Raw genomic sequence first — 25,160 nt, forward strand, 5'->3', positions numbered from 1 at the left:
GTCCATTATGCGTGGACGGTCTTGCTCTTTCATTTCCATTCGTATGGTGTTTCCTGGTAGACATAGTAGTTAAGCCAGTTTGAATAAAGCAAGTGAGCGTGAGAGCGCCATTTATTCGGCGGACGATTGGCAGGGTTGTTGCCTGGAAAGTAGTTTTCCGGCATGTCTATCTCAAGGCCTTTCGCACAGTCACGCTCGTATTCTTCCGCGAGCGTAGTTGCATCGTATTCAAGATGTCCGGTAATCATAATATTCCGCGCATCTTTTGACATGATGAGCAGCGGGCCTGCTTCTGGGGAAGAAGCGAGCAAAATCAGTTCATCATTTGCCTCAATCGCTTCCTGGCTGACATCAGTGTGACGGGAAACCGGTGCCGAAAATACATCGTCAAACCCGCGCAGTAGTTTTACAGTCGGATCGGTGATTGCATGTTCGTACACACCAGAGCATTTTTTAGGCAGTTCAAACTTGCCGATGCCGTAATGGTGATACAGCGCTGCCTGTGCTCCCCAGCAAATATGCAAAGTAGACGTTACATTTGTTTTTGCCCAGTTCATAACGTCCTGCAGCTCCGCCCAGTAGCTGACCGCTTCAAACTCCATCAGCTCAATCGGCGCTCCAGTAATAATCAAACCGTCATAACGGCGGCTTTTCGCTTCTTCAAGCGTAATATAAAATTGCTCGAGATGGGATTTACTTACGTTTTTTGATTCATATGTTGCCGTATATAAAAACGAGACATTCACTTGAAGCGGCGTATTACCAAGCAGACGCAAAAGGTGAGCTTCTGTTTTTTCTTTTTCCGGCATCAAGTTCAGAATTAAAATATTAAGCGGGCGAATATCCTGCGTTCTGGCGCGATCCGCGTCCATGACGAATATATTTTCTCTTTCCAGCACTTCGCGTGCCGGCAGCTGATGCGGTATATTTATCGGCATAATGTTCCTCCCTACAAGTCATAATGAATAAACAAACGATACAAGCAGCAGCCTAGCAGATGCTCCCTGCTCTTGTTTCTGAAATCATTATAGACACCTTTTTCAGAAAAAAACAACCGTCCCAAATCATTATTATAAAATAACAATAAAGAACGGTTGTTCGATTATAGTTTTAAGTTTTTCAGTGCATCTGCCAGCGCCGTATTCACCGGCTCATCCTGGTTTTGTTTTTTCAGGTACTGATTCACATCACGCTTTGTTGCCGCACCCTTGCCACTTTTTTGCTTTCTTTTTTCGAATGCAGACAGCTTTTCCCGGTGGCCGCATTTGCATACAAACAAGCGGCCTTCTCCTTCGCCCCGCATTTCCATTTTCTTGTGGCAGTTCGGGCAGCGGGCATTTGTTACACGGGCAACCTGCTTGCGGTAACCGCATTCGCGGTCCTGACACACGTGCATTTTACCCTTTTTCCCGTTCACTTCAAGAAGCAGCTTGCCGCATTCAGGGCATTGCTTGCCGGTTACATTATCATGCTTGAACTTCGCATCGCTGTTTTTAATTTCATTTGTTACATTTTTGGCATAAGTGCGGATTTCCGCCATAAACGTCTCGAATTTCAGCTTTCCTTTCGCGATTTTCTCAAGCTTTTGCTCCCAGTCCCCTGTCAGTGCGGGCGTCTGCAGGTCTTTAGGAACAAGATCAAGCAGCTGCTTTCCTTTAGAAGTCACACGAATGTTTTGCCCCTGCTTTTCAATTAAAAACGTATTAAACAGCTTATCAATCACATCCGCGCGAGTCGCTACCGTTCCAAGCCCGCCTGTTTCGGTTAATGTTTTCTTCACGTCCTGGTCTACATTCATTACCTTCGATGGATTTTCCATAGCGGATAAAAGAGTGCCTTCATTAAAAAACGGCGGCGGCGTTGTTTCCCCTTCTGTCGGGATCAGCTTGCTTACCGGCAGCTGCTGATTTTTTTCAACAGCCGGCAGTGATGGCTCCGCGTCTTCATCCCGGCCATATACTTCCTTCCAGCCGGCAGACTTGACCACGTTGCCTTTAACGGTGAAGGTTTCTCCGCCAATGCTGGCTTCAATGACCGTCTGCTCATACTCATATGGGGGGAGAAGCACAGCTAAAAAACGCTTTACGACCAAATCGTAAATTTTCCGCTCTTTATCGCTCAGCTCATTGAGTATTGGCGGCTGTTCGGTTGGCACGATGGCATGGTGATCGCTTACTTTTGCATCGTTTATAACCGATTTGCCCGGCTGAATGCTACGGCGCAGCACTTTTGCCGCAAATGGTGTATACGGACGCACTTCTACTGCTTCCACCCGTTCTTTTAAGGTAGACACCATATCCTGCGGCAGGTAGCGTGAGTCTGTGCGCGGATACGTAACAAGCTTGTGTCGCTCATACAAATTTTGCATGGCATTCAGCGTTTCTTTCGCTGAGTAGCCAAACAGCTTATGCGCATCACGCTGCAGTTCCGTTAAATCATACAGCTCTGGGGCATATGATTTTTTCGCTGTTTTTTTCACATTCGTAACTACTGCCTTGGCGCCTTCGATTGCCTCTATCCGTTCATTGCGTTTTTCCTTTGAAAACGTCCGGCTGTTTCCTTTTGCATCCTGCCACGTCAGTTTCATACCGCCTGCAGATGCCTGGATGCCATAGTAGCTCTTCGGCTGGAAATTCTTGATCTCCTCTTCCCGTTTGGCAATGATGGCAAGTGTTGGCGTTTGAACACGTCCGCATGACAGCTGCGCATTGTACTTTGTTGTCAAAGCACGCGTCGCATTGATTCCGACAAGCCAGTCTGCTTCTGCCCGGGCAACGGCAGATCGATACAGGTTCTCGTATTCGCGGCCGTCACGAAGTTTTTGAAACCCTTCCTTGATCGCTTTATCCGTCACCGATGAAATCCATAAACGCTTCACCGGCTTTTTCGCATGGGCTTTGTCGATAATCCAGCGTGCGACCAGCTCTCCTTCACGTCCTGCATCAGTCGCAATGACGATGGTCGAGACATCTTTTCGCAGAAGCTGTGCTTTTACCGCATGAAACTGCTTGCTCGTATGGCGGATCACCACGGTTTTCAACGTATTTGGCATAAGCGGCAGATCCGCTATGTTCCACGTTTTATATTGATCGCCGTAGCCCTCCGGATCTGCGTGTGTTACAAGGTGGCCAAGCGCCCATGTGACAATATATTGGTTTCCTTCTAAAAATCCGTTCCCTTTTTTGCTGCATCCTAGAACGCGGGCAATATCACGGGCAACGGATGGTTTTTCTGCAAGTACAACGGTTTTGCTCATATAACCATCCTTCCTATTGGTGCACTATTTCTATTATATCACACACTTAAAAATTATTCTGAAATAACAACTAGAAAAAGGACAAGAGTTAGCGCATATAAGTAAAAGGGAAAAGAACGAAAAAAGGAGGCGATTTTGTGCGAATTTTTTGGCTTAATTTAATTGGATTTCTTGTCGTTGTGGCCGTAAACAGCCTGGCAAACGCTATCCCCCTTAATAGACAGACGACCAGCGAAATTTCCGACAAAATAAACGTTCTTTTCACACCGGCCGGCTATGTATTTTCGATTTGGGGATTCATTTATTTCCTGCTGATTATTTGGCTGCTTCGAGGCTTCAAACCATCTCATATTGATCGGAAGGTTCATGTGCCCTTTTTATTCAGCTGTGCTTTTAATGCAACATGGATTTTTCTTTGGCACTATGAGTTTTTTGTACTTAGTACGCTGGTGATCATCGCCCTGCTCGTTTCACTTATCATCATTTATTCACGCATAAAAAGAGAACACTTTTCTTTTTGGGACCGGTTTCCATTTTCGGTTTATCTCGGCTGGGTCAGCGTGGCTGTAATGGCTAATATAAGCTATACCTTAACGTATTATGAATGGAGCGGCTTTGGTCTTTCTGCTGCCATCTGGACGATTCTTCTGATTGTTTTAGCTTCTGTACTGGCTGTGACGTTCCGCTTTGCACACCGGGATCCCGTGTATCCGCTTGTGTTTGTTTGGGCCTTCTCTGGCATCGCAGTCCGAAACTGGACAGATGAACCTTTTATCGCCTTTACAGCCGTCGGAGCTGCTTTAATCGTTTTTCTCTCTTCTCTCTTCTCCCGCAAAAAAATAGTATACTGAAAGAAAAAGAAGAGGAGGAATACCCATGTTTGCGCAAAAAAAAGGCGACATCCCTTATTTACTTGGCCTCATTTTTTTCTTTGCTGCCATTATTTATTTTTTCGCCGCCAACTGGCCCGGGCTTGACCGTCCGGTAAAAATCGGTTTAAGCATATCGATTTTGCTTCTTTGTGCCATACTGGCTTTTTTATACCGAAGAAGCCGCACATTTGCGTATCTCGGCAACTGGTGGCTGCTGCTGTCGGTTGTTGCGTTTGCGGTCGCCGCCGCGCTCATTGGCCAGATGTATAATTCACATGCGGATTCATACGTGCTATTTTTTGTTACACTGATTCCTGCCGTTCTCCTGGCCGCCTTTACCCGTTACCGGCCGCTGTACTGGCTCGCATTTTTACTGTTTGAGCTCACCTTCTGGCTGAAGCTGTATCCAACCGGTGCCTTTATTACCTACACGGATGGCGAGCAGCTGCTCATTTATTTAGGGGCCATTCTTTTGCACGGAGCGATTTATGTTTTCTGGCGCAAACTCCAGGAAGAAAAGCTTTCGTTTATATCTCTGGTTATCATGCAGGGGTGCGCGGTTTATTTGCTCGATACGCATATGCTTTATGATACGCTTGCAGGCAATATGGATTACCGTGCCGTTTTTCTGCTGCTTCATGCTGCGTATATTGTATTTATCGTTTTGTTTTGGAGAGCGTTTATCGGCTCACAAAAAAGCCATCCATTTGAATTAGGCGTTCACCTTTTGTTTTTCGGATTATACGTGGTTCCAAATGTGTTTTACATGACCTATCAGCTGCTTGGAGAATTTATTTTTTACACGGGTTTTCCGATGCTGCTTTTACTTTTTGCTTTTAGTATTATCGGCCTTCGAAAAATTGCTTCTTCCGGCAGCATGCATGATCATAAATGGAGACGGTATACGATTACTTTTTTCACAGGAGCCCTGGCATTCATCGGTACACTGATTGCCGTGTTTTCTCTGAGCTCGTTTGTCGGCATGCTTTTCGGGTTCAGCGGAAACTTTTCGCTCAGCTTTCTCGTTCTCGCCCTTCTTTGCACGGCTGCAGGCCTGGCTGTAAAAAAAGAATCGTGGCTGGTGGTCCGTCTCACACTTCAAATTACCGGACTTATCTTTTTGTTTTCTTATCTCGTGTCCGAATGGGACCGTACCTGGACAGCTTTTCTCCTTGCGGTTCCGCTCGTGCTGCTGACTGTACTGCTTTTTAAACGAAATGAATCCATTCTTTATTATATATCAGCAAACGCTGTGCTTCTGTATGGCATTTTACGCCTGCTGACTGAAAATGATGTATCGCTTTCTGTCAGCACGTGGGTGTTATTCTCGGCTGCTGCAGGAAATGCGGTCGTGTTTCTTTCTTTCAAAGAGCAGCCTGTCGGCATGTCTGGTTTTTGGCTGTCCCTTCTCTTTATGCTTTACTCGCTGACTGAAAAAGGCTGGGACTCTCTTTTTCTTCATGCCGTGTTTCTTTTATATATTTTCTGGCACCTTTTTAAGCCTGCTTCGGAAAGAAGGCTGTACCGCTGGCCGGTCTGGGCAGCTTTTATCGCCTTTTTTATCTGGAAATACTATGAGTACGCCTGGCTGCTTTTGCACAAGTCGCTTTCTTTTTTACTGATCAGCCTGCTGTTTTTCGTCCTTTGGTTCATCTGGGGAAGAAAACACACTGTCCCGGTTCCCGTCAAAAAATGGAGTGCTGGCCTGTTTGCAGTGGTGCTTATACTCCAATCTGCATTTTTAATCACGACTGCCTGGCAGAAAGAACAGCTTCTTCAAAAAGGAGAAGTGGCTGCGCTGGAGCTTGCTCCTGTGGACCCTCGCTCCCTTATTCAAGGAGACTATGTTCAGCTTGGCTACACCATCGGCACAGTGTACAGCGATCAATTTTATAACAGCGCCACAGCTCCTCCGGAAGGAAAAATCAATGTGTCCTTAAAGCCTACTTCAGAGTTTATATCCTATAACGGAAAACAGATTCCAGTCTATCAAGCAGAAACGTTTACGCACCAGCAGCCAGACGGCCTGTTTATAAAAGGTTCCGGGCGGTATGGCACATTAACCCTCGGTATTGAGCATTTCTTTATCCCTGAAAATACAGGAACAAAGTGGGAACAAAAAACACATGCGATTATCCGCATCGCTGAAAATGGAGATGCCCTTTTAGAAACCATTCACTAAAAAACAGCCCGATTTCTTTCGTGCTGTGAGACTGTAGACAATTGATATGGATGAGCGTGCACATGAATAGGGTAGGATCGGCGGGATCCAGGCAGCTTCGCCTTCCCGCCGCCAAATGGCTTGCGGCGGGATTGTACAGAGCTCATAAGGTCGTATCTTGCTGTTTAAAAAAGAGAAAAGGTCTATTCAGTCCTTGCTTATGGATCTGCACAACACCAGTGAAGCCTGCCGGACGAAGACTCCTGCGGGGAAGTACAGTGAGCCGGGAGACCCGCAGGCGCAGCCGAGGAGGCTCCCGCACTGTCCTAAGAAGCGCAAAGTCCGGCAGGCTTCATTTATCGGCTTTCATACAAATAGCTTACATCCCTTGCGTATAAAAAAATGAAAGGATACCCCAAAAATAGTTATATCCCTCTGTATTCCGATTATCCAACTTCTTTCGGGCTACTTTTGTCATGAAACTGTAATATGAAATACATAAAACTGTAACTTATTATCCGGAATTTTCTGATATATTTACATCAACTTACATGTAACCGTTTAGCAGCGGCCATCAGACCGGAGGGACTAGCGTGAAAAAAGGATTATGGATCTTCCTTAGCATTTGTTTCATTATGTTCGGCGGCCTTTTGCCCGCTCAGCAAACGAATGCAGCTTACAACGCCAAGGCGGCAATCGTTGAGGCAAAGGAGCATATTGGCACACCATATCAATTTGGCGGTACAACACCGGCAGGCTTTGACTGCTCGGGATTTATTCAATACGTACATAAACAAACCGGCTATTCACTGCCGCGTACAGCAGCCGACATGTACAAAAAAGGACAGGCTGTTTCTAAAGCCAACATGGAGCCAGGTGACCTTATGTTTTTTACAACATACAAAAAGGGTGCTTCCCACGTAGGCATTTACCTTGGCAATAATCAATTTATTCATGCTTCCTCCTCAAAAGGAGTTTCGGTTGATAAAACGTCTAACCCTTATTGGAGCAAGCGGTATATCGGTTCTAAAACACTAGATTAATAGCTCAAACGCCCGTCGTTGATCCTATCAGCGGCGGGCGTTTTTTCGTAATAAAAATGTCATAAAAGCACAGACTTTTTTATAATACTTATGGAATAAACAAGAAAACAGTTATGCCATCAGGAGACTTACGGTTATGAAAAGCACGGTTACATGGCAGCTTGGCATTATCTTTATCGGCACTATTATCGCAATGCTCATTATCACTTCTGTTGCTGCTTATAAAACCGCTTATGACAAATTATATGAAGCTGCCGGAATTGAAGCATATGGCTGTGCCAATATTACAGCCGGCTTGGCTACAGAAGACACCATGCGTGCCGTCCTAAAAGGAGACAAAGCAGAAGCTCAAGCTCTCGGCACTCAGTTAAACTGGACTACTGGCCATAAAGCTATCTTTGAAACATAATATATTATTGATCAAACCGGAATCCTTTTGGCGCTGGACGATCATTTAAAGGACAAAGTCTTTAACGTTGGGGACTCTTTTTATATTGATGGGGAAGCGATATCCCCATTGATCCAAACAAGTTATCCTGCCTACTCTAAAGCGTGCGAGTACGAAGGCATGAGCCGCTTGTCAGGCTATGCACCTGTTTATGTGAACGGGGAAATTGCGGCTGTCAGCGTAACATTGTATCCGGGCGGACGTCGGATGTTGTGAAAAACGGTATTTTAATCAGCTTGATTCCGATGGCTCTCACTTCTATTGCCATTGAATCCCTGGCGGACCGGTCTGTTCAAACAAACTTAGTGGCTGGAAAATTAAACGGCATTGTCGCTTAGTTCCGCCTTTTAAAAAAGAGTCTGCGAAAATTTTCGCAGACTCTTTTTATTCAGCTGATGCTGATTCGGCTTCCATCGGCTTGGACTTTTTCACTTCAATCGCATGGATATGGTGGCCTTCCGCATCGCGGATAATGAATTCATAGCCGTCCTGCTCAATCGAATCACCAAGCTTAACATCGATATTTTCAGTAAGCGCCCAGCCGCCAAGCGTATCTACTTCCTCATCAGAAAGCTCTGTGCCTAACAGGTCATTTACTTCTGAAATAAGCAGACGCGCATTTAATAAATAGTGCTTTTCACCAAGCTTTTGCACATCCGGTTTTTCATCGGTATCAAATTCATCCCGGATTTCTCCAACGATTTCTTCCAAAATGTCCTCAACTGTTACAAGCCCTGATGTACCGCCATATTCATCCATAAGCACAGCCATATGAATACGCTCTTTTTGCATTTTTAAAAGCAGGTCGTGAATCGGAATGGTCTCAATCACACGAATCACCGGCTTCACAAATTCTTCGAGCGGCCGGCTCCGGTCGCTGTTCCGGTTTAAATAATACGAAAGTAGCTCCTTCATATTTACCATGCCGAGAATATTATCCTTATCACCATCATCCACCGGATACCTCGTATACTTTTCCAGTTCAATGATGGAGGTAATTTCATCCCACTTTAAGTCCTTCGACAGCGTAACCATATCGGTACGCGGCACCATAATTTCTTTTGCGACACGCTCGTCAAACTCAAAAATACGGTCCACATACTTGTACTCTGATTGATTAATCTCTCCGCTTTTAAAGCTTTCTGATAAAATGATCCGCAGCTCTTCTTCTGAATGAGCCATTTCATGCTCAGACGCAGGCTTTAGTCCGAAAATACCGACAAGTCCGCGCGCAGAACCATTCAATGCTTTAATAAATGGATACATAATTTTATCAAAAATAATAATGAGCGGTGAAAACATTAATGTTACCCATTCCGCTTTTTGAATCGCAACGGTCTTTGGTGCAAGCTCTCCGACAACAACGTGCAGAAATGTAACCACCGCAAACGCAATAATAAAAGACAAGATGCTTGCAGCGGATGGAGCAACCTCGAAATGTTCAAATACCGGATGTAGTATAGCTTCTACCGTTGGTTCACCGAGCCACCCAAGTCCAAGAGCAGTAATAGTGATGCCAAGCTGGCAGGCAGATAAATATTCATCAAGGTTTGACGTTACTTTTTTCGCTGCCATCGCCCGCTTGTTTCCTTCTTCAACAAGCTGATTGATGCGTGACTGGCGCACACGAATAATAGCAAATTCAGTTGCTACAAAAAATCCGGTTAATACAATGAGTAATGCAAATGATACTAATTTAACAGCAATACCTATATCTATCAATATTCGGAAAAAGCAGTCTGACTGCCCTTTCCTCTCACCTCCTAGGGTAAAAAAGTAAGTTTTTCTGTACCCATGTTTTCTCCTATCATACCAAATGGCACCGGATTTCTTATAATGATTCGTCTTCTTTTTTCACGATTTGCATGCCTTCCAGCGCAATCGCATAATGAATCGCATGTTTTAGCGTAGCAAAGCACTTTAAATCGTTTAAATAAATGCCTTTTGAAGCCATCTCCATCCCCAGTTCCGGTGAAATGCCGGCGACAATCGGCACTGCGCCGATCAACTGAATGGATTGTGTCACTTTTTCAAGTGTGCTTAAAATCAAATTGTTCATTGCTTTAATGCCGGTAACGTCCAGAATCAGCATATTCGCTTTGTGCTCCACGATGGACTGAAGCGCTTTTTCCGTAAAATCATCTGACCGCTCTTGATCAAACCGCCCCATCACCGGCGTAACCAAAATGCCGTCAAGAACCGGAATAATTGGCGATGACAGCTCGCGGATCAGCTTGCGCAGCTCAATCGTCCGATTTTCAACCATCGCTTCAAGCTGGATGATTGTCTGCTGTTCCCGTGTTTGAATATGCTCGCTCACGTTTTCCGACGGTGTTTTTGAAGATGGAAACAATTCAATTTCTTTATATGACTTTTCTTCGTCCGCCTCATACTCCGTTACTTTGTACCAAATTGTTTCCCCGATCAATCCGCTCAGTACGCCAGCCCAGTGTCCTCCAAGAAATGTGCCCGCACCCTCTTTCCCCTGCGCCTGCACGACCTTGCTTTCCCAGTCATTGCGAATAGACAAAACCGCTCGGCGCTCTGCTAAGCACAGCCGCTTGAATTCTGTCGCTCCCCAGCCGGCCGATGCGTACATATCGGGCAGGAGCTCCAGCGTTTTTTCCACGCTCCATTTTTCTTTATAAAAACGGCTCACGATTTTTCCCGTCCGGTATCCTGCAGCTTCCATTACAACCCGGGCGGATTCTGCACCTGTTACTTCTTCAATCGTATCAATGAACGTTTTCAGCGCTGTTTTTGTCCAAAAAAGGACTACATCCGCTCCTTCAAACTGAAACAGCCCTTCTGCTCGGTCCCATTGAAGGCTCGTTCCATTGATTTCGAATTGCTGCTTTTCCTGCATCCATAATCCCTCCCGTGGTTTCTCATACAGTCATTTTACAATGAGTACCCGCCGTTTAACAGTTTTCTCCCGTTTTTTTCGGAAAATGATATAATGATCAAAAAAGAACAAGGAGTTTATATAGATGAGTATTTTATCAGTCAGCCGCTTGAGCCATGGCTTCGGCGACCGTGCTATCTTTAATGATGTGTCATTTCGTCTCCTAAAGGGCGAGCACATTGGTCTTGTTGGGGCAAACGGCGAAGGAAAATCTACTTTTATGAATATTATTACTGGAACGCTGCAGCCAGATGAAGGAAAAGTAGAATGGTCTAAAAATGTCCGTGTCGGCTATCTTGACCAGCACGCGGTATTGAAGCAGGGCATGACCATTCGCGATGTACTGCGTACAGCGTTTCAATATTTATTTGATATTGAAACAAAAATGAACGAATTGTTTGGGCAAATGGCCGAGGTTACGCCAGAAGAGCTGGAGAAGCTTCTTGAAGAAACAGGTACGATGCAGGACTTGCTGACGAACAATGACTTTTACGTGATTGATGCCAAAATTGAAGAAACAGCACGCGGGCTCGGGCTTGATGATATCGGCCTTGATCGTGATGTACATGACTTGAGCGGCGGACAGCGGACAAAAGTACTACTGGCCAAATTACTGCTCGAAAAGCCAGAAATTCTGCTGCTGGATGAGCCGACCAATTACCTGGATGAACAGCATATTGAATGGCTGAAGCGTTACCTGCAGGAATATGAAAATGCGTTTGTCCTTATTTCACATGATATTCCATTCTTAAACAGTGTGGTCAACTTGATTTATCATATGGAAAACCAAGAGCTGAACCGCTACGCCGGCACATACGAAGACTTTATGAAAGTGTATGAAATGAAAAAACAGCAGCTTGAAGCGGCTTATAAAAAGCAGCAGCAGGAAATTTCCGATTTGAAAGACTTTGTGGCCCGTAATAAAGCGCGCGTTTCCACACGGAACATGGCGATGTCACGCCAGAAAAAGCTTGATAAAATGGATGTCATTGAGCTTGCCGCAGAGCGTCCAAAGCCGGAGTTCCGCTTTAAAGAAGGCCGGACACCGAGCAAGCTGATTTTTGAAGCGCGCGACCTGGTAATTGGATACGGTGAGCCTCTTTCACGCCCGCTGAATCTGCGCATGGAACGCGGACAAAAAATCGCCCTGACCGGTGCGAACGGCATCGGGAAAACCACTCTGTTAAAAAGCCTGCTTGGTGAAATCAAGCCGGTTTCGGGTACAGTTGAACGCGGTGAAAATCTGCTGATTGGCTACTTCCAGCAGGAAATGAAAACGGATAAGGGTAATACGTGTATTGAAGAGCTTTGGACGGAATTCCCGTCATTTACCCAGTACGAAATTCGGGCGGCACTGGCCAAATGCGGTTTAACAACCAAGCATATTGAAAGCAAAGTGTCCGTTTTGAGTGGTGGGGAGAAAGCAAAAGTCCGCCTGTGCAAGCTAATTAACCAGGAATCGAATATTTTGGTGCTGGATGAGCCAACCAACCATTTGGATGTAGATGCAAAAGATGAATTAAAACGGGCTTTAAAAGACTATAAAGGCAGCGTTCTGCTTATTTCCCACGAACCTGAGTTTTACCGAGATGTTGTCACTGATATTTGGAACGGTGAATCCTGGACCACAAAGGTGTTTTAATGGGAACGCCAAAGCGAGTCGCCCTGTCGTGGAGCGGCGGCAAAGACTGCATGATGGTTTTTCATATGTTAAAAAAAAAGCCAATCGATATTGCCTGCCTCGTCACTACAGTGCCGATTGAAACAGGACGCACATTCGGACACGATGAGAAAATGGAGCTGATTGAAGCGCAGAGCAAAGCGCTTGGCGTTCCGGTTCACTTTATTCGATGCCGCTATGACCACTACACAGAGGACTTTATCCGTGACTTGCACGAGCTGAAAGAATCGTTTCAGCTGGACGGGGTTGCATACGGGGACATTTATACAGACGCTCATTTTGAATGGGGAGAAAATACAGCGGCCGCTGCAGGCCTGTCCGCTCTTTTCCCTCTTCGTGCCGGGCCGGATCAAGCTTCCCGCATGCTAGAAGAATTTATTGATACACAATATAAAGCATTCATTATCCGTACTCGTAAAGGCGTGATCAGCCCGGACTTTCTCGGCCGGACACTTGATGCCTCTTTTGCGGCGGATATCGCGCAGACGGACTGCTGCCCGATGGGTGAAAACGGTGAATTTCATACGTTTGTTTACGATGGACCGCTTTTTCAACATCCTATTTCGTTCCGCACTGGAGACGTTATGGAGTCAGATGCTTCATTCCGCCTGGAGCTATTTTTATAAAAAAGGAGACAGCTGCAGCTGTCTCCTTTTTCTTGTCCGTACTTTGTCCGGATATTTATTTCCCGGCTTCAATTATTTTTTTCGCTCCGGACCGGCTTGCTTTTTACCGGCAATGCTTTCCCTTTAAAAAACTCATATTTTTCGAGCTCTACGCCCATTTGGCGCGCCATTTTTTTCAGCTCTTTTTCCTGAAATTCACTTGTAATCAACGTGATGACTGTACCGTCTTCACCAGCACGTCCTGTACGGCCTGAACGGTGTGTGTACTCACGCACATTGTGGGGTGCCTCAAAATGCAGCACATGGGTCAACCCTTTCACATCGAGTCCGCGTGCGGCTACATCTGTTGCAAACAGAAGCGGTGCTTTGCCGTTTCGGAAATCCCGGATGGCTTTCACACGCTCTTCTTTGCGAAGCTCACTATGCAGCACCGCATTTTTAAGTCCTTTGTACGCCAGCTTCTCTGACATCACATTGACATCCGTAATGTCTTTGATAAAAGCAAGCATCCGCTCGGGCTGAAATACGCGCATGACCTTTTCGATCATTTGCTGCTTTTCTTTCCACGCGCAAGTAAAATAAAGGTGGCGCACTGTTCCTTCCTTAGGCAGGCTTCCTTTTTTGATATGGATGGTTTCCGGATCATTCATAAGCTCTTTCGCTTTCTCTTCAGCCGCAGCGGGCAGTGTAGCCGAAAACAGAGCAAGCTGGCGGTCCTTTTGTGTAGCTTTGATAATCGCCTGAACCGGCTCAAAAAGGGCAGTTGTAAATAGCTCATCCCCTTCATCCAGCACGATAAATTTCACTTCATGCATTTTTAATTTTTTCATTTGAATAAGTTCCAGAAGCCGTCCAGGTGTTCCGCAGACGATATGAGGCGGTTTTTTCAGCCTGTCCGTCTGCCGTTTAATGTTTGCGCCGCCAATCATGCCGGCAGATGTAATCACACCGCCGCCGAATGTGCGGATTTCTTCTTGTATTTGCATAATCAGCTCACGCGATGACGCCATGACGATCGCTTGAACTTGATTGCGTTTCGGATCGATTTTCTCCAGCATCGGTAAAACATAAGCCAGGGTTTTTCCCGTTCCGGTCGGTGATTCAGCAATCACATCACGTCCATCCAATAAAAGTGGAATGGCTTCTTCCTGAACGGGCATAGCCTGCTTAAAACCGGCCTTCTCCCATGATTCTTGTAAAAATGGCTGCAGTGATGATAAAAAAGCGGGTTGTGTTGACATAAAAGCTCCTTCATTGTTTTTTGTTTATTATCCATTTTTTTCTCATGTTTAACAATGACAAAATAAGGCTACAGTACAGAAAACGATTTCTTAGGAGATGAATCGAATGAATAAAAAGCTTGATCAAGGCAAAATGGACAACCCAGAGCAAATCGACACCGAAAACGAAAGCCTGTATGATAAATTTGAAGAAGAACAAAACGTAGATGCGATTCCACTTGAAGATTTGAAAATGGAACAGCGGGAAGAAAAGGACAAGCATAAAACAAAAGACTCTTCCTCAAGCGAAGAAAAATATCCGGATTAAAAGCAGCGGCCGTCTCGCCGCTGCTTTTTATCTGGAAACGTACGGATTGCCTTCCACCCAAAAACGCCACGGATAGTCTTTTGCTTCTCCGCTGTTTGGAATGCCGATTCTAGGGCCTGCGGCGATTTTTTCCGGGGCAAAGCCGTGGGCAATAAACAGAGGCGGCTCATCAAAACGACGTCCATAATCGATCATATGAATGCCAAGTGCTTTTGTCAGCTTGCCGGGACCGCTCGTTAAATTTTTCATCGGCATTTCTCCCCGCCGTTGGATCATTAAATCGACCCCATCGTACGGTTCCACTGCCCGGATCAATACAGCTTCCGGCAGTCCTTCTTCCCCGCTCACCACATTCACGAGGCAGTGTGTGTGCATCAAATAGGTGTATACGCGCCCAGGCTCCGCGAACATCACTTCTGTACGTTTTGTTCTTCTATTATTGTAGCTGTGCGCTGCACGGTCTAACGGACCACGGTATGCCTCTGTTTCCACAATAAAGCCTGAGGCTGTGCCTTCTTCTGTTTCCTTCACAAGAAGGCAGCCGAGTAAATTACGGGCCAGAGACAGCGTCGGTCCATGAAAAAACGCGTCACTAACCGGCTTATAGCTATAGCTGTTTGAACCGTTCTGTAATGTTTTGCCGGTCTGCTTCATTTAAAATATCCTCCTCTACTTTCGCCCGGACATAGCTTCCGAAATCGCGCACCTTTTTTTGAATGGCTGGGGTATTGTTATCCGAAATCATGTCTAATGCATCAAATACAGCCAAAAGGACAGACACGCGATCCCGCCCCGAGTAACAAATTTCATAAAATGTTTCATATAAAATCTTTTCAAACGGACGTCGAGGGATGATCACTCTATCTTCAAAAACAGTGTATTTTCCATCGAGGCGGCTTGCTTCATCAAGCGCCATCCCAATATGGCGGATGCCATCAATTGCTGTATTCGGATCGTTCGCTCCCGGAGCCAGGGCCCGCAGCGTAATTTCAGCGAGCTTTTGAACGGCAAACTCCACATCCTGTACCGGTGTCCGCTCTTCACCGACTTTTACGTAATCGCGCACATCCCGATGAAACGAACGAGAGCGGTACATCTTAACGAGAGGCGTTTTTTTTGTTACAAAAGTCCCGATTGGTTCCAGCAATTCGATTACACAATCGTGTTTTTTCGCTGTCTCTAAAAGCTTTTCCCATTCATATAATTGAATGTAGCCTTTTTTACCGGAGATCAGCATCTCCGGTTCTCCCTCTGGCACAGGAGGGTGCTCATCCACCCGGCTGCCTACAGCCTCCACTTTTTCAATGGTTTCCACTGCATCATCTGCCAGCCGGTCAATTAATTTGGTTACTTGAATAGAATCGGCCACATGCTGCAAGAAATGAGCAAAAAAACCGAGACAGACAAGCGCAATGCAGACTCCCACTGCAGCGGAAATAACCGGGTCATCTGCATTTACTTCGCGGATAAACAGCAGGGAAAACATAGAGTAAACAAACCCGCCCATAAACACACCGAGAACCCGAAGCGTGACTTTATCATGGATAAAGTTTTGTAAAATACGCGGTGAAAATTGTCCTGAATAAGTGGTTAATACAACCATTAGTGTAGAAAAAGTAATCGAGGTCATCGTCAAAAGAGAGCCTGCAATAGAGCCCAGAATGGTCTCAGACAAAGAGGTACTGGTTAAAAGCCGGTCCGGCACCCACCTTTTGAGTTCTGTGTAATGCGAAATATCCATCCAAACCACTAAACTGGCCAAAAGGAGAGCGCCGATACTGTAAATTCCCGGTACAATCCAAATATGGCGTGATAAATTTAATCTCGTCCGTTCCTTTATCATCAAACCACCTCTCTCTTCTTTTTTCCGTTTTGACTGTTTTCCAAAACATTTTCTGTTACTTTTCCGTTCGTTCCGGGTACAGTAAAGATAAGCATTGAATTTCAGGAGGTTATGTTTATGGAATGGATTGGCTGGATTAGTCTCGCTATTTTTGTGGCCGCGCTTATTTACCTTGCCGTTTCAGCGGTTAGAGCATTTAAATCGATCAAACCAAAAGTCGATCATTTAAAAGCAGCACAGCAGCGTATTCAGACAGAAACGGATAAAATCAAAGGCGAAACAGATGAACTAAAGGTTCACCAAGAACACATTATGGCGGATGTTGATCACGCAAAACAAGCGGTTACATTGACCGTAAATGAAGCAAAACAAATCCCACAAAACGCCAAATTTTTTGCCAAAACAGCGGCTGACCCAATAAAAAATAAAAAAACTGCTAAGGCTTAATGTGATAGGAATGAAAGGCTTTTCGGACGAGTGCCGAAGAGCCTCTTTTTTTTACATTTTCATTTAGTTCGTTATAATGGTTACCGTTACGCAAAAAACAAGAAAGGATGTTTGAATGAGTTTTTGGCTGTTGTTTTCAATTGGTATTTACATGGCCGGCATGTTGCTGATCGGGTGGTTAGCGTATCGAAAAACGTCTAACTTAACCGACTACATGCTTGGAGGCCGTGGGTTAGGTCCTGCTGTTACGGCGCTTTCCGCCGGTGCATCGGACATGAGCAGCTGGCTCCTGATGGGACTGCCGGGTGCCATTTATGTATCGGGTGTTAGTTCAGCATGGATTGTATTTGGATTAACTTTTGGAGCTTGGGCAAACTGGCTTTATGTAGCACCCCGGCTTCGTGTTTACACAGAAGTAGCAAATGACTCCATCACTATTCCCGGTTATCTGGAAAACCGCTTTGATGACCATAAAAAAGTGCTGCGTCTCGTATCGGGCATTGTCATCTTAGTTTTCTTTACGTTTTACGTGTCCTCTGGTATGGTATCCGGCGGCGTAATGTTTAATACAACGTTCGGACTTGATTATCATGCAGGACTTCTGCTTGTAACGGGAATTGTGGTGGCTTATACATTGTTCGGCGGCTTTCTTGCAGTGAGCTGGACTGATTTTGTACAGGGAATTATTATGGTTTTGGCACTGGTTCTTGTACCAATTGTGGCGCTTATCGAAATTGGCGGACTTGGTACAGCTGTATCAGAAGTACGATCGATTGATCCGAAAATACTGGATATTTTCCAGGGACAAAGTGTGTTAGGCATTGTTTCATTGATTGCATGGGGACTAGGCTACTTCGGGCAGCCGCACATCATCGTCCGTTTCATGGCGATCACGTCCAGAAAAGATGTGAAAACAGCGCGCCGGATCGGCATGAGCTGGATGATTTTCTCTATCGTTGGAGCAATGTTTACCGGTTTCCTTGGCATCGCGTACTACTCGATGAACGGTCTCACGATCGGTGATCCGGAAACGATTTTCATTAAACTAGGTGAAATTTTATTCCACCCCTTTATTACAGGCTTTATTCTGTCCGCTATTTTAGCGGCCGTTATGAGTACGATTTCTTCGCAGCTTCTTGTCACATCGAGTTCGCTCGTGGAAGATCTGTACAAAACGTTTTTACGCCGTGATGCGTCCGATAAAGAGCTGGTATTTCTTGGACGTTCCGCTGTACTGGTCGTTTCTGTTATCGCGCTTGCGCTTGGCTGGGAGAAAAATGACACGATCTTAGGGCTTGTCAGCTATGCGTGGGCCGGGTTTGGTGCTGCGTTTGGACCCGCGATTCTGCTCAGTTTGTACTGGAAGCGAATGACGAAATGGGGCGCACTCGCCGGAATGCTCGTTGGAGCCGTAACCGTCATCCTCTGGGCGGAAGTCCCTGCACTGGCAGACTTCCTTTACGAATTAATTCCAGGATTCGTTTTTTCTCTTTTAGCGATTATCCTCGTTAGTCTGCTGACAAAAACAGAGGGTAAAACAGAAGAACGATTCAATGAATTTACCGCGAAAATGAAAGAATAAGGTCCAGCCCTTTCTTTCGTGCGGTCAGTGAAATATAATAGGCATACATGACCTTAACAGAGAAAGGCTGGATTCACTTGGAACAATCATCTAACTTTATTCGCACGATCATCAAACAGGATCTGGAATCAGGCAAACGGGATCATGTTATCACCCGTTTCCCGCCTGAGCCGAACGGCTACCTGCATATCGGCCACGCGAAATCAATTGTCATCAACTTTGGGCTTGCTGACGATTTTGGCGGCAAAACGAATTTGCGTTTTGACGATACAAACCCATTAAAAGAAGATCAGGAATACGTGGATTCAATCAAAGAAGACGTGGCCTGGCTTGGCTATGAGTGGGATGAACTTCGCTATGCATCCGATTATTTTGATGAAATGTACGCACGCGCTGTGCTGCTAATTAAAAAAGAGCTCGCTTACGTGGACGACCTGTCTGCTGACGAAATCCGTGAATACCGCGGTACGCTTACAGAGCCAGGGAAAGAAAGCCCGTACCGCACCCGGACTGTAGAAGAAAACCTTGATTTGTTCGAACGGATGAAAAACGGCGAATTTGCAGACGGAACAAAAGTGCTTCGGGCAAAAATCGATATGGCTTCCCCTAATTTAAATTTGCGTGATCCGGTTTTATACCGTGTTTCCCATGCGTCCCACCACAATACGGGCGATAAATGGTGCATTTATCCGATGTATGATTTTGCGCATCCGCTTGAAGATGCGATTGAAGGCGTGACACACTCTCTTTGTACAACGGAGTTTGAAGACCACCGCCCTCTTTATGAATGGGTAGTCCGTGAATGTGAAATGGATATGCAGCCGCAGCAAATCGAATTTGGCCGTCTAGGCCTTACCAATACAGTGATGAGTAAGCGGAAATTAAAACAGCTTGTGGACGAAAAGCATGTAGACGGCTGGGATGACCCACGCCTTCCGACCATTTCCGGCATGCGCCGCCGTGGCTTTACAGCAGAAGCAATTCGTGAATTTGTGAAAGAAACAGGTGTATCGAAAAACTCCGGTGTGGTGGATTCAGCTATGCTTGACCACTTTGTCCGTGAAGACCTGAAGCTGAAAGCACCTCGGACAATGGGTGTACTCCGTCCATTAAAACTTGTTATTACCAATTACCCTGAAGGCCAGGTTGAATGGCTGGATGCGGAAATCAATCCGGAAAATCCAGAAATGGGTATGCGGAAAATTCCGTTTTCACGTGAGATTTATATCGAGCAGGAAGACTTTATGGAAGAACCGCCGAAAAAATATTTCCGCCTCTTCCCAGGCAATGAAGTTCGCTTGAAACACGCTTACTTTGTTAAATGTGAAGACTTCATTAAAGATGAGAACGGCAATGTAGTTGAGATTCACTGCACGTACGATCCACGCACAAAGAGCGGTTCTGACTTTAATGAACGGAAAGTAAAAGGAACGATTCACTGGGTAGATGCAACACACGCAGCACCTGCTGAGTTCCGCTTGTACGAGCCGCTCATTATGGACAGCGAAGCAGGCGAGGATACAGAAGGCAAAACGTTCCTCGATTATGTTAATAAAAACTCGCTTGAAACATTAAGCGGATTTATTGAGCCAAACTTGAAAGATGTAGATGTACAGGAAAAACTACAATTTTTCCGCCACGGCTACTTTAACGTAGATCCGAAGCACTCTAAGCCTGGCAAGCCAGTCTTTAACCGGATTGTCTCTTTAAAAAGCTCATTTAGACTGTAATGACAAAAAACCCGCCGTCATTCAAGACGGCGGGTTTTTCTTTATTTTTTCTTGTTTTTCTTTGCTGTTTTTTTACTTCTTTTGCCCGGTTGTTCTGTTTTCGCTATCCCCTCGTTCCACGGCTTTTCCCGTGCCAGCTCTTCTTTGATTTCCTTTTTAGCTTCTTCTATCGCTTCTTCTTCAATTTCAGCTTTTACTTCCTGCTTAATTTCCTGTTCGACTTCTTCCTTCACTTCTTGTTTCATTTTTTGTTCGACTTCTTCTTTTAATTCCTGTTTGATTTCCTGCTTGATTTCTTGTTTTACTTCCTCCATGAAGTCCTGTAACAGTTCGTTTTTTCGGTTCTTTTTATGATCCGGTTCTTCTACATCTGTTTCTGGAAGCGCCCAAACGGCAACAGAACCCGGATTGACCAGGAACGTGGCACAGCCGTCTTTGCCTATTTCGATAATCTCATCACGGGAATTCAGCATATCTACCCACTTTTCGCCGGCTCTTTCTTCTCCGACAAACATATGCTTTTCCCCGCCTTCTTCGCTGTTATTAATGACAACCGCACAGCCGGAGCGCTCAATTTCTTTTACGCCGCGCCGCACCCAGCCGATCGTATTCGGGTGGTCAAAGTAATCCTCCTGATCGCCGTATGCTTTATGTAGGCGGCAGTATAAAAGCGGGTCAATTGCTTCTTTTTTCCCTTCTATTGGATGTTCGCCGCTAATTCCATAATAATCACCATAAAAAACGCACGGATAACCATCATGCCGAAGCAGCGTCAGCGCATACGCACTTTGCTTGAACCAGTCTGCCAGAAAGGACTCCAGCGATTCTCCCGGCTGCGTATCGTGATTATCAACGAACGTTACGGCGTTTTGCGGATAATTTTGTACAACCGTGCCATCGAAAATTTTCGATAAATCATATTTCGCCCCTTCCTGAGAGGCCGTAAATAAATTGTATTTTAAGGGCACATCAAACAAATGCATCCGGCCGCCTGTTGCTTCAATCATATGAGCGCATGATTCGAGGTCGGGCACCCAGAATTCACCGACAAAAAAGAAATCCCCATCATGCTCCTCTTCTACTTCTTTCGTAAATTGATCAATAAACTTGTAATCAATATGCTTGATCGCATCAAGCCGGTATCCGTCACAATTTAATTCTTCTGCCAGCCATTTTCCCCACTTAATCATTTCTTCCCGCACGGCTGGATGCCGGTAGTCAATGTTGGCAAACATTAAATAATCATAATTGCCAAATTCGTCATCTACATTTTCATTCCACTTTTTATATTCGCCTTCAATTCGGAAAATACCAGTCCGGCCCTCTTTAGCATCATAATCAGTACCATTAAAATGATCAAATGTCCAAATAAAATCAGAGTACTTTCCTTTTCGTCCGGGGAATGTGAATTTGGTCCATCCCTCGATGTCAAACGGCTCTTTTGAAATTACTTTTTTGCGATCAAGCTCGTCCACTTCCACAACTGCAAACGTTTCGGTTTCATCCGCTCCCGCCTTATGGTTCATCACCACATCAACGTAAACATGAATACCGGCTTCATGGCATGCTTTAACCGCTTGCTGTAATTCCTCTTTTGTGCCGTACTTTGTTGGAATGGTTCCTTTTTGATCGAACTCGCCAAGATCAAATAAATCGTACACACCGTATCCCTGGTCCTCGGCCGACTGTCCTTTCGTAACCGGCGGAACCCACACGGCACCGATGCCTGCTTCCTTTAATTCTTTTGCCCGCTCGGCAAGCCTTTTCCAATGCTTTTGGTCGGCCGGCAAATGCCACTCAAAAAACTGCATCATTGTACGATTTCGCTCCATCTTCATCTCTCCTGTCTTCCTCTTGTGAAAAACTGTATAAACTCTTTATACCCAATTTGCAGAGAAAATGATCAGGTTGACAAAAATAAATCGGCTGCCCTATAGAAGGCAGCCGATGGTCGTTAAGCTGTTTGAATCGCCATCGCAATTTCATCACAGCTCGGAAATTTCGGGCAGTGCACACAATCCGTCCAGACTTTTTGCGGCATCTCTGTTTTTGAAATAACTTCAAATCCGCATTTTTCAAAAAAAGCGACTTGATACGTTAAGGAAATCAGCTTTGGAATCCCAATTAATTCAGTTTCTTCTATAATGCGCTTGACGAGCATCTTTCCAATGCCCCGCCCTTTTGCGCTGTCTTTCACCGCAAGCGAACGAACCTCAGCGAGATCGTGACCAAGTATCGCAAGGCTGGCAAGGCCAAGAATCTCTCCATCTTCTTCTGCAACAGAAATCGATTGCAAATTCAGAATGAGCGAGTCTTTCGTTCGTGGCAGCATCAGCCCTTCTTTTGCATAATGATTCACAAGTTCAAATATTTGCTCCACGTCACCTAGCACGGCTTTGCGCACTTTAATCACGATTTCTCACCCTTCCCGCTTCTCTTTTATCCTTTTATCTTACTTGATTCCGTAAAGATGTCAATACTATATATTCATTTAGTTTGAATAATTATTCAAATACTTTTCGCGTTCTCCCTTGTTTCCGTGTATAATAAAAGCATTGACATAAACGTATAGGGGGATTTTCTTTGACTCATTTTCCAAAAGGCTTTTCATCCTGCTCACTCAATGCAGGGATAAAAGACGACACACTTGATTTCACTATTATTTACTCAGACACACGGGCAGCGGCAGCGGCTATGTTTACGAAAAACCAATTTTGCGGTGCACCGATTGTAATTGGCAAAGAGCATGTGAAAGACGGTTACCTGCAGGCGATTGCCGTTAACAGCAAAAATGCCAACGTGGCGACCGGCGAGAAAGGGCTTCAGGATGCCCGGACGATGACGGAAGCAGTGGCGGCCGAGCTCGGAATTGACCCTTCTGATGTGCTTCCTTCTTCTACCGGTGTAATTGGCGTACCGCTGCCAATCGAAAAAATTGTGTCGGCTGTGCCTGGCTTAAAAGCCGAGCTTCGGCCAGATGGCCTTGAGCAATCTGCGAAAGCAATCATGACAACCGATACGTACCCGAAATTTCGGACCCGCAAAATTGGAGAGGCTACGCTTGCTGCAATGGCAAAAGGATCCGGCATGATTGAGCCGAATATGGCGACAATGCTTAGTTATATTTTAACGGATGCAAAAATAGAAGCAGACGATTTAAAAGCGATGCTTCAGCGAGCAGTAAATGTATCGTTCAACAGCGTGTCAGTAGATGGCGATACAAGTACAAGCGATACAGTTGCGATCATGGCAAACGGACTGGCAGGCGAAGTGAACCTGGCCGAGTTTGAAGCAGCACTTACAGATCTCTGCATCGAACTGGCGAAAGAAATCGCCCGGGATGGGGAAGGAGCGACGAAACTTGTGGAAGTGCAGGTTACAGGAGCTGACAGCGATACTGTGGCGAAGAAAATCGGTAAATCCATTATTAACTCGCCGCTTGTAAAAACCGCTCTCTTCGGCGAAGACCCGAACTGGGGCCGGATTATGTCCACGATTGGTAACTCAGAGGATGCTGTTGATACTTCTTCTGTTTCCGTTTCTTTTGCCGACGTGTATGTATTCCAAGACGGTGCACCGACAGAAGACAAACGCGCCGAGCTGGAAGAATATTTAAAGACAGATGAAGTACTCATTAAAATATCACTCGGAACTGGAACGGGCGCTGCTACCGTATGGGGCTGTGACCTTTCCTATGATTATGTGAAAATTAATGGCGAATACACGACGTGAAGCTCTGCCCGCCCCTCCTGGGCGGGCTTTTTGCTTTTTTCATCAAGCTGTGTTACTCTTTTACTAACGACCGTTAGGAAGGAAACTATTATGAAAGAAACCATTAAAAAAGCGGCTGCGGCTCTTTTTGCCGAGTATGGATATGCCGGAACATCACTGGCGCAGATCAGTGAAAAAGTCGGTATTAAAAAGCCCTCTCTTTACGCTCATTTTAAAAGCAAGGATCACTTGTTTGAATGTATTGTGGAAGATGCCTTTGACGCGGAAACAAAACGGGTTAAAGGAGCAGATGACTTACACAAGCTCCTTCAGTCTTACCTTTTTCTTTATGAGGAAGATGCGCTATTTCGATTTTTGCTGGCAAGCTCTTTTTTTCCGCCTGATTTTTTAAAGGAGCGTATTTTAGAAAAGTATGATGAATATCTTCACGCGCTTGAAGAAAAAGTAAAAACGGTACTGCCGCCCGATTCTGTTCATGCAGAAGACGCGGCCGTCATGTATACGATTATTTTAGACAGCTTATTTGTTGAGCTGTGTTATGGAACGCAGGAACGCTCGCAAAAGCGGCTCGATACAGCTTGGCGTGTGTATGAACAGGCTTTTATGAAAGGACAGAAAAAAAGATGAATGTAAAATGGTTTCTCGTTCTCGTAGCGGGATTTTTTGAAGTTGGATGGGCAGCAGGATTAAAGCATGCCGATTCACTATTTGAATGGATGCTGACCGCAGCAGCGATTGTAATTAGTTTCCTTCTTTTGCTGTATTGCTCAACTCAGCTGCCGGCCACGACGGTTTACGCCGCTTTTGTCGGGCTTGGTTCTGCCGGTACCGTTCTGCTTGAGATGACACTTTTTGATGAGCCCTTCAGCTGGATTAAAGTTGGCCTGATTGCCGTGCTCCTCATTGGGATAATTGGATTAAAGACCGTTACGGTTGAAAGAGATGTGACTGCTTCATGAGCTGGATATTATTAATTTCAGCCGGTTTGTTGGAGGTAGTCGGCGTGGCCGGAATGACAATGGTCAGCGAGCAAAAAACAGTCCGCTCTTTTCTCGTTATGTTCGGCGGCTTTGGATTAAGCTTTCTTCTTCTTACCATTGCGATGAGCTCTCTTCCAATGGGAACGGCATACAGCGTCTGGACAGGCATTGGAACCGTCGGCAGCGCGCTGGTCGGCATGATTGTTTACAAAGAGCCCCGGGATTCTCGGCGGATTCTTTTTATTGTCATGATTATTAGTTCAGTCATTGGCTTGAAGCTCGTTTCATAAAAAAACTGCCCTCGGG

The 25,160-nt window shown here is 45.4% G+C and carries 24 protein-coding genes and 1 pseudogene; 16 read left to right on the forward strand and 9 right to left on the reverse strand.

The window, feature by feature from the left end; translation table 11 throughout:
- Positions 1 to 29: 29 nt before the first annotated feature.
- Both metA and L2D08_RS11280 read right to left on the reverse strand, forming a co-directional pair.
- On the reverse strand, positions 30 to 938 hold the full coding sequence (gene metA, locus L2D08_RS11275) for a homoserine O-acetyltransferase MetA (RefSeq protein ID WP_242233876.1): 909 nt from the start codon (positions 936 to 938) through the stop codon (positions 30 to 32).
- Between the two features lie 164 nt (positions 939 to 1,102).
- Positions 1,103 to 3,256 carry a DNA topoisomerase III gene (locus L2D08_RS11280; RefSeq protein WP_242233877.1) on the reverse strand — a complete coding sequence of 718 codons (2,154 nt, stop codon included), beginning with the start codon at positions 3,254 to 3,256 and terminating at the stop codon, positions 1,103 to 1,105.
- A 137-nt stretch (positions 3,257 to 3,393) separates the two neighbouring features.
- On the opposite strand from L2D08_RS11280, the gene L2D08_RS11285 reads away from it, so the two are divergent.
- From L2D08_RS11285 to L2D08_RS24060, 6 genes are all read left to right on the forward strand, one after another.
- Positions 3,394 to 4,107: a TspO/MBR family protein gene (locus tag L2D08_RS11285; protein WP_242233878.1), complete on the forward strand. Its 714-nt coding sequence runs from the start codon at positions 3,394 to 3,396 to the stop codon at positions 4,105 to 4,107.
- Between the two features lie 25 nt (positions 4,108 to 4,132).
- Complete coding sequence (locus L2D08_RS11290; protein ID WP_242233879.1) at positions 4,133 to 6,310, forward strand: GDYXXLXY domain-containing protein; 2,178 nt, start codon at positions 4,133 to 4,135, stop codon at positions 6,308 to 6,310.
- Between the two features lie 572 nt (positions 6,311 to 6,882).
- Complete coding sequence (locus tag L2D08_RS11295; RefSeq protein WP_309241340.1) at positions 6,883 to 7,332, forward strand: C40 family peptidase; 450 nt, start codon at positions 6,883 to 6,885, stop codon at positions 7,330 to 7,332.
- Positions 7,333 to 7,468: 136 nt separating this feature from the next.
- The gene (locus L2D08_RS11300) at positions 7,469 to 7,741 is read left to right on the forward strand and encodes a hypothetical protein (RefSeq protein ID WP_242233880.1); all 273 of its coding nucleotides are present in this window, start codon (positions 7,469 to 7,471) and stop codon (positions 7,739 to 7,741) included.
- A 108-nt stretch (positions 7,742 to 7,849) separates the two neighbouring features.
- Positions 7,850 to 7,996 (forward strand): hypothetical protein, encoded by a 147-nt coding sequence (locus tag L2D08_RS11305; protein WP_242233881.1) that lies wholly within the window; start codon positions 7,850 to 7,852, stop codon positions 7,994 to 7,996.
- Positions 7,993 to 8,118, forward strand: coding sequence for a hypothetical protein (locus L2D08_RS24060; protein ID WP_255821928.1), 126 nt, complete (start codon positions 7,993 to 7,995; stop codon positions 8,116 to 8,118). Before L2D08_RS11305 ends, L2D08_RS24060 begins: the two co-directional genes overlap by 4 nt.
- Positions 8,119 to 8,164: 46 nt before the next feature.
- Here the strand turns inward: L2D08_RS24060 and L2D08_RS11310 are convergent, their stop codons facing one another.
- Both L2D08_RS11310 and L2D08_RS11315 read right to left on the reverse strand, forming a co-directional pair.
- Positions 8,165 to 9,505, reverse strand: coding sequence for a hemolysin family protein (locus tag L2D08_RS11310; RefSeq protein ID WP_242233994.1), 1,341 nt, complete (start codon positions 9,503 to 9,505; stop codon positions 8,165 to 8,167).
- 106 nt (positions 9,506 to 9,611) lie between these two features.
- Entirely contained in the window at positions 9,612 to 10,646 is a 1,035-nt protein-coding gene (locus L2D08_RS11315) for an STAS domain-containing protein (RefSeq protein WP_242233882.1), read from the reverse strand.
- Positions 10,647 to 10,770: 124 nt separating this feature from the next.
- On the opposite strand from L2D08_RS11315, the gene abc-f reads away from it, so the two are divergent.
- Together abc-f and L2D08_RS11325 are read left to right on the forward strand one after the other, a co-directional pair.
- Positions 10,771 to 12,327 carry a ribosomal protection-like ABC-F family protein gene (abc-f, locus tag L2D08_RS11320; RefSeq protein WP_242233883.1) on the forward strand — a complete coding sequence of 519 codons (1,557 nt, stop codon included), beginning with the start codon at positions 10,771 to 10,773 and terminating at the stop codon, positions 12,325 to 12,327.
- A complete protein-coding gene (locus tag L2D08_RS11325) occupies positions 12,327 to 12,992 on the forward strand; it encodes a Dph6-related ATP pyrophosphatase (RefSeq protein WP_242233884.1) in 666 nt (221 codons plus the stop codon). The genes abc-f and L2D08_RS11325 overlap by 1 nt, the downstream gene beginning before the upstream one ends.
- 68 nt (positions 12,993 to 13,060) lie before the next feature.
- On the opposite strand, the gene L2D08_RS11330 is transcribed toward L2D08_RS11325, so the two are convergent.
- Complete coding sequence (locus L2D08_RS11330) at positions 13,061 to 14,233, reverse strand: DEAD/DEAH box helicase (protein WP_242233885.1); 1,173 nt, start codon at positions 14,231 to 14,233, stop codon at positions 13,061 to 13,063.
- Between the two features lie 106 nt (positions 14,234 to 14,339).
- Between L2D08_RS11330 and L2D08_RS11335 the strand changes: the two genes are divergently transcribed.
- Complete coding sequence (locus L2D08_RS11335) at positions 14,340 to 14,540, forward strand: hypothetical protein (protein ID WP_375337577.1); 201 nt, start codon at positions 14,340 to 14,342, stop codon at positions 14,538 to 14,540.
- Positions 14,541 to 14,567: 27 nt separating this feature from the next.
- Here L2D08_RS11335 and L2D08_RS11340 read toward each other — a convergent pair whose 3' ends face one another.
- Positions 14,568 to 15,194: a DNA-3-methyladenine glycosylase gene (locus L2D08_RS11340; RefSeq protein ID WP_242233887.1), complete on the reverse strand. Its 627-nt coding sequence runs from the start codon at positions 15,192 to 15,194 to the stop codon at positions 14,568 to 14,570.
- Positions 15,148 to 16,383: a DUF2254 domain-containing protein gene (locus tag L2D08_RS11345; RefSeq protein ID WP_242233888.1), complete on the reverse strand. Its 1,236-nt coding sequence runs from the start codon at positions 16,381 to 16,383 to the stop codon at positions 15,148 to 15,150. The genes L2D08_RS11340 and L2D08_RS11345 overlap by 47 nt, the downstream gene beginning before the upstream one ends.
- 117 nt (positions 16,384 to 16,500) lie before the next feature.
- On the opposite strand from L2D08_RS11345, the gene L2D08_RS11350 reads away from it, so the two are divergent.
- The 3 genes from L2D08_RS11350 (at position 16,501) to L2D08_RS11360 (ending at position 20,142) form a co-directional block, all read left to right on the forward strand.
- The gene (locus tag L2D08_RS11350; protein ID WP_242233889.1) at positions 16,501 to 16,830 is read left to right on the forward strand and encodes a DUF948 domain-containing protein; all 330 of its coding nucleotides are present in this window, start codon (positions 16,501 to 16,503) and stop codon (positions 16,828 to 16,830) included.
- Positions 16,831 to 16,981: 151 nt separating this feature from the next.
- On the forward strand, positions 16,982 to 18,412 hold the full coding sequence (putP, locus tag L2D08_RS11355; RefSeq protein ID WP_375337580.1) for a sodium/proline symporter PutP: 1,431 nt from the start codon (positions 16,982 to 16,984) through the stop codon (positions 18,410 to 18,412).
- Between the two features lie 77 nt (positions 18,413 to 18,489).
- Positions 18,490 to 20,142, forward strand: a complete 1,653-nt coding sequence (locus tag L2D08_RS11360) for a glutamine--tRNA ligase/YqeY domain fusion protein (RefSeq protein WP_242233891.1) — start codon at positions 18,490 to 18,492, stop codon at positions 20,140 to 20,142.
- Positions 20,143 to 20,516: 374 nt separating this feature from the next.
- On the opposite strand, the pseudogene L2D08_RS11365 reads toward L2D08_RS11360, so the two are convergent.
- Both L2D08_RS11365 and L2D08_RS11370 read right to left on the reverse strand, forming a co-directional pair.
- Positions 20,517 to 21,974, reverse strand: a pseudogene (locus L2D08_RS11365) (alpha-amylase); the annotation flags it as partial.
- A gap of 122 nt (positions 21,975 to 22,096) precedes the next feature.
- Positions 22,097 to 22,555, reverse strand: coding sequence for an N-acetyltransferase (locus L2D08_RS11370; RefSeq protein WP_242233892.1), 459 nt, complete (start codon positions 22,553 to 22,555; stop codon positions 22,097 to 22,099).
- Positions 22,556 to 22,725: 170 nt separating this feature from the next.
- On the opposite strand from L2D08_RS11370, the gene argJ reads away from it, so the two are divergent.
- The 4 genes from argJ to L2D08_RS11390 all read left to right on the forward strand — a co-directional run bounded on the left by argJ (position 22,726) and on the right by L2D08_RS11390 (position 25,144).
- Positions 22,726 to 23,874, forward strand: a complete 1,149-nt coding sequence (argJ, locus tag L2D08_RS11375; RefSeq protein ID WP_242233893.1) for a bifunctional glutamate N-acetyltransferase/amino-acid acetyltransferase ArgJ — start codon at positions 22,726 to 22,728, stop codon at positions 23,872 to 23,874.
- Between the two features lie 90 nt (positions 23,875 to 23,964).
- Positions 23,965 to 24,501, forward strand: coding sequence for a TetR/AcrR family transcriptional regulator (locus tag L2D08_RS11380; protein ID WP_242233894.1), 537 nt, complete (start codon positions 23,965 to 23,967; stop codon positions 24,499 to 24,501).
- Entirely contained in the window at positions 24,498 to 24,833 is a 336-nt protein-coding gene (locus L2D08_RS11385; protein ID WP_242233895.1) for a DMT family transporter, read from the forward strand. The genes L2D08_RS11380 and L2D08_RS11385 overlap by 4 nt, the downstream gene beginning before the upstream one ends.
- Positions 24,830 to 25,144, forward strand: coding sequence for a DMT family transporter (locus tag L2D08_RS11390; RefSeq protein ID WP_242233896.1), 315 nt, complete (start codon positions 24,830 to 24,832; stop codon positions 25,142 to 25,144). Before L2D08_RS11385 ends, L2D08_RS11390 begins: the two co-directional genes overlap by 4 nt.
- Positions 25,145 to 25,160 lie beyond the last annotated feature (16 nt).

The sequence above is a fragment of the Domibacillus sp. PGB-M46 genome, from assembly GCF_022668875.1.
Taxonomy (GTDB): Bacteria; Bacillota; Bacilli; order Bacillales; family Domibacillaceae; genus Domibacillus.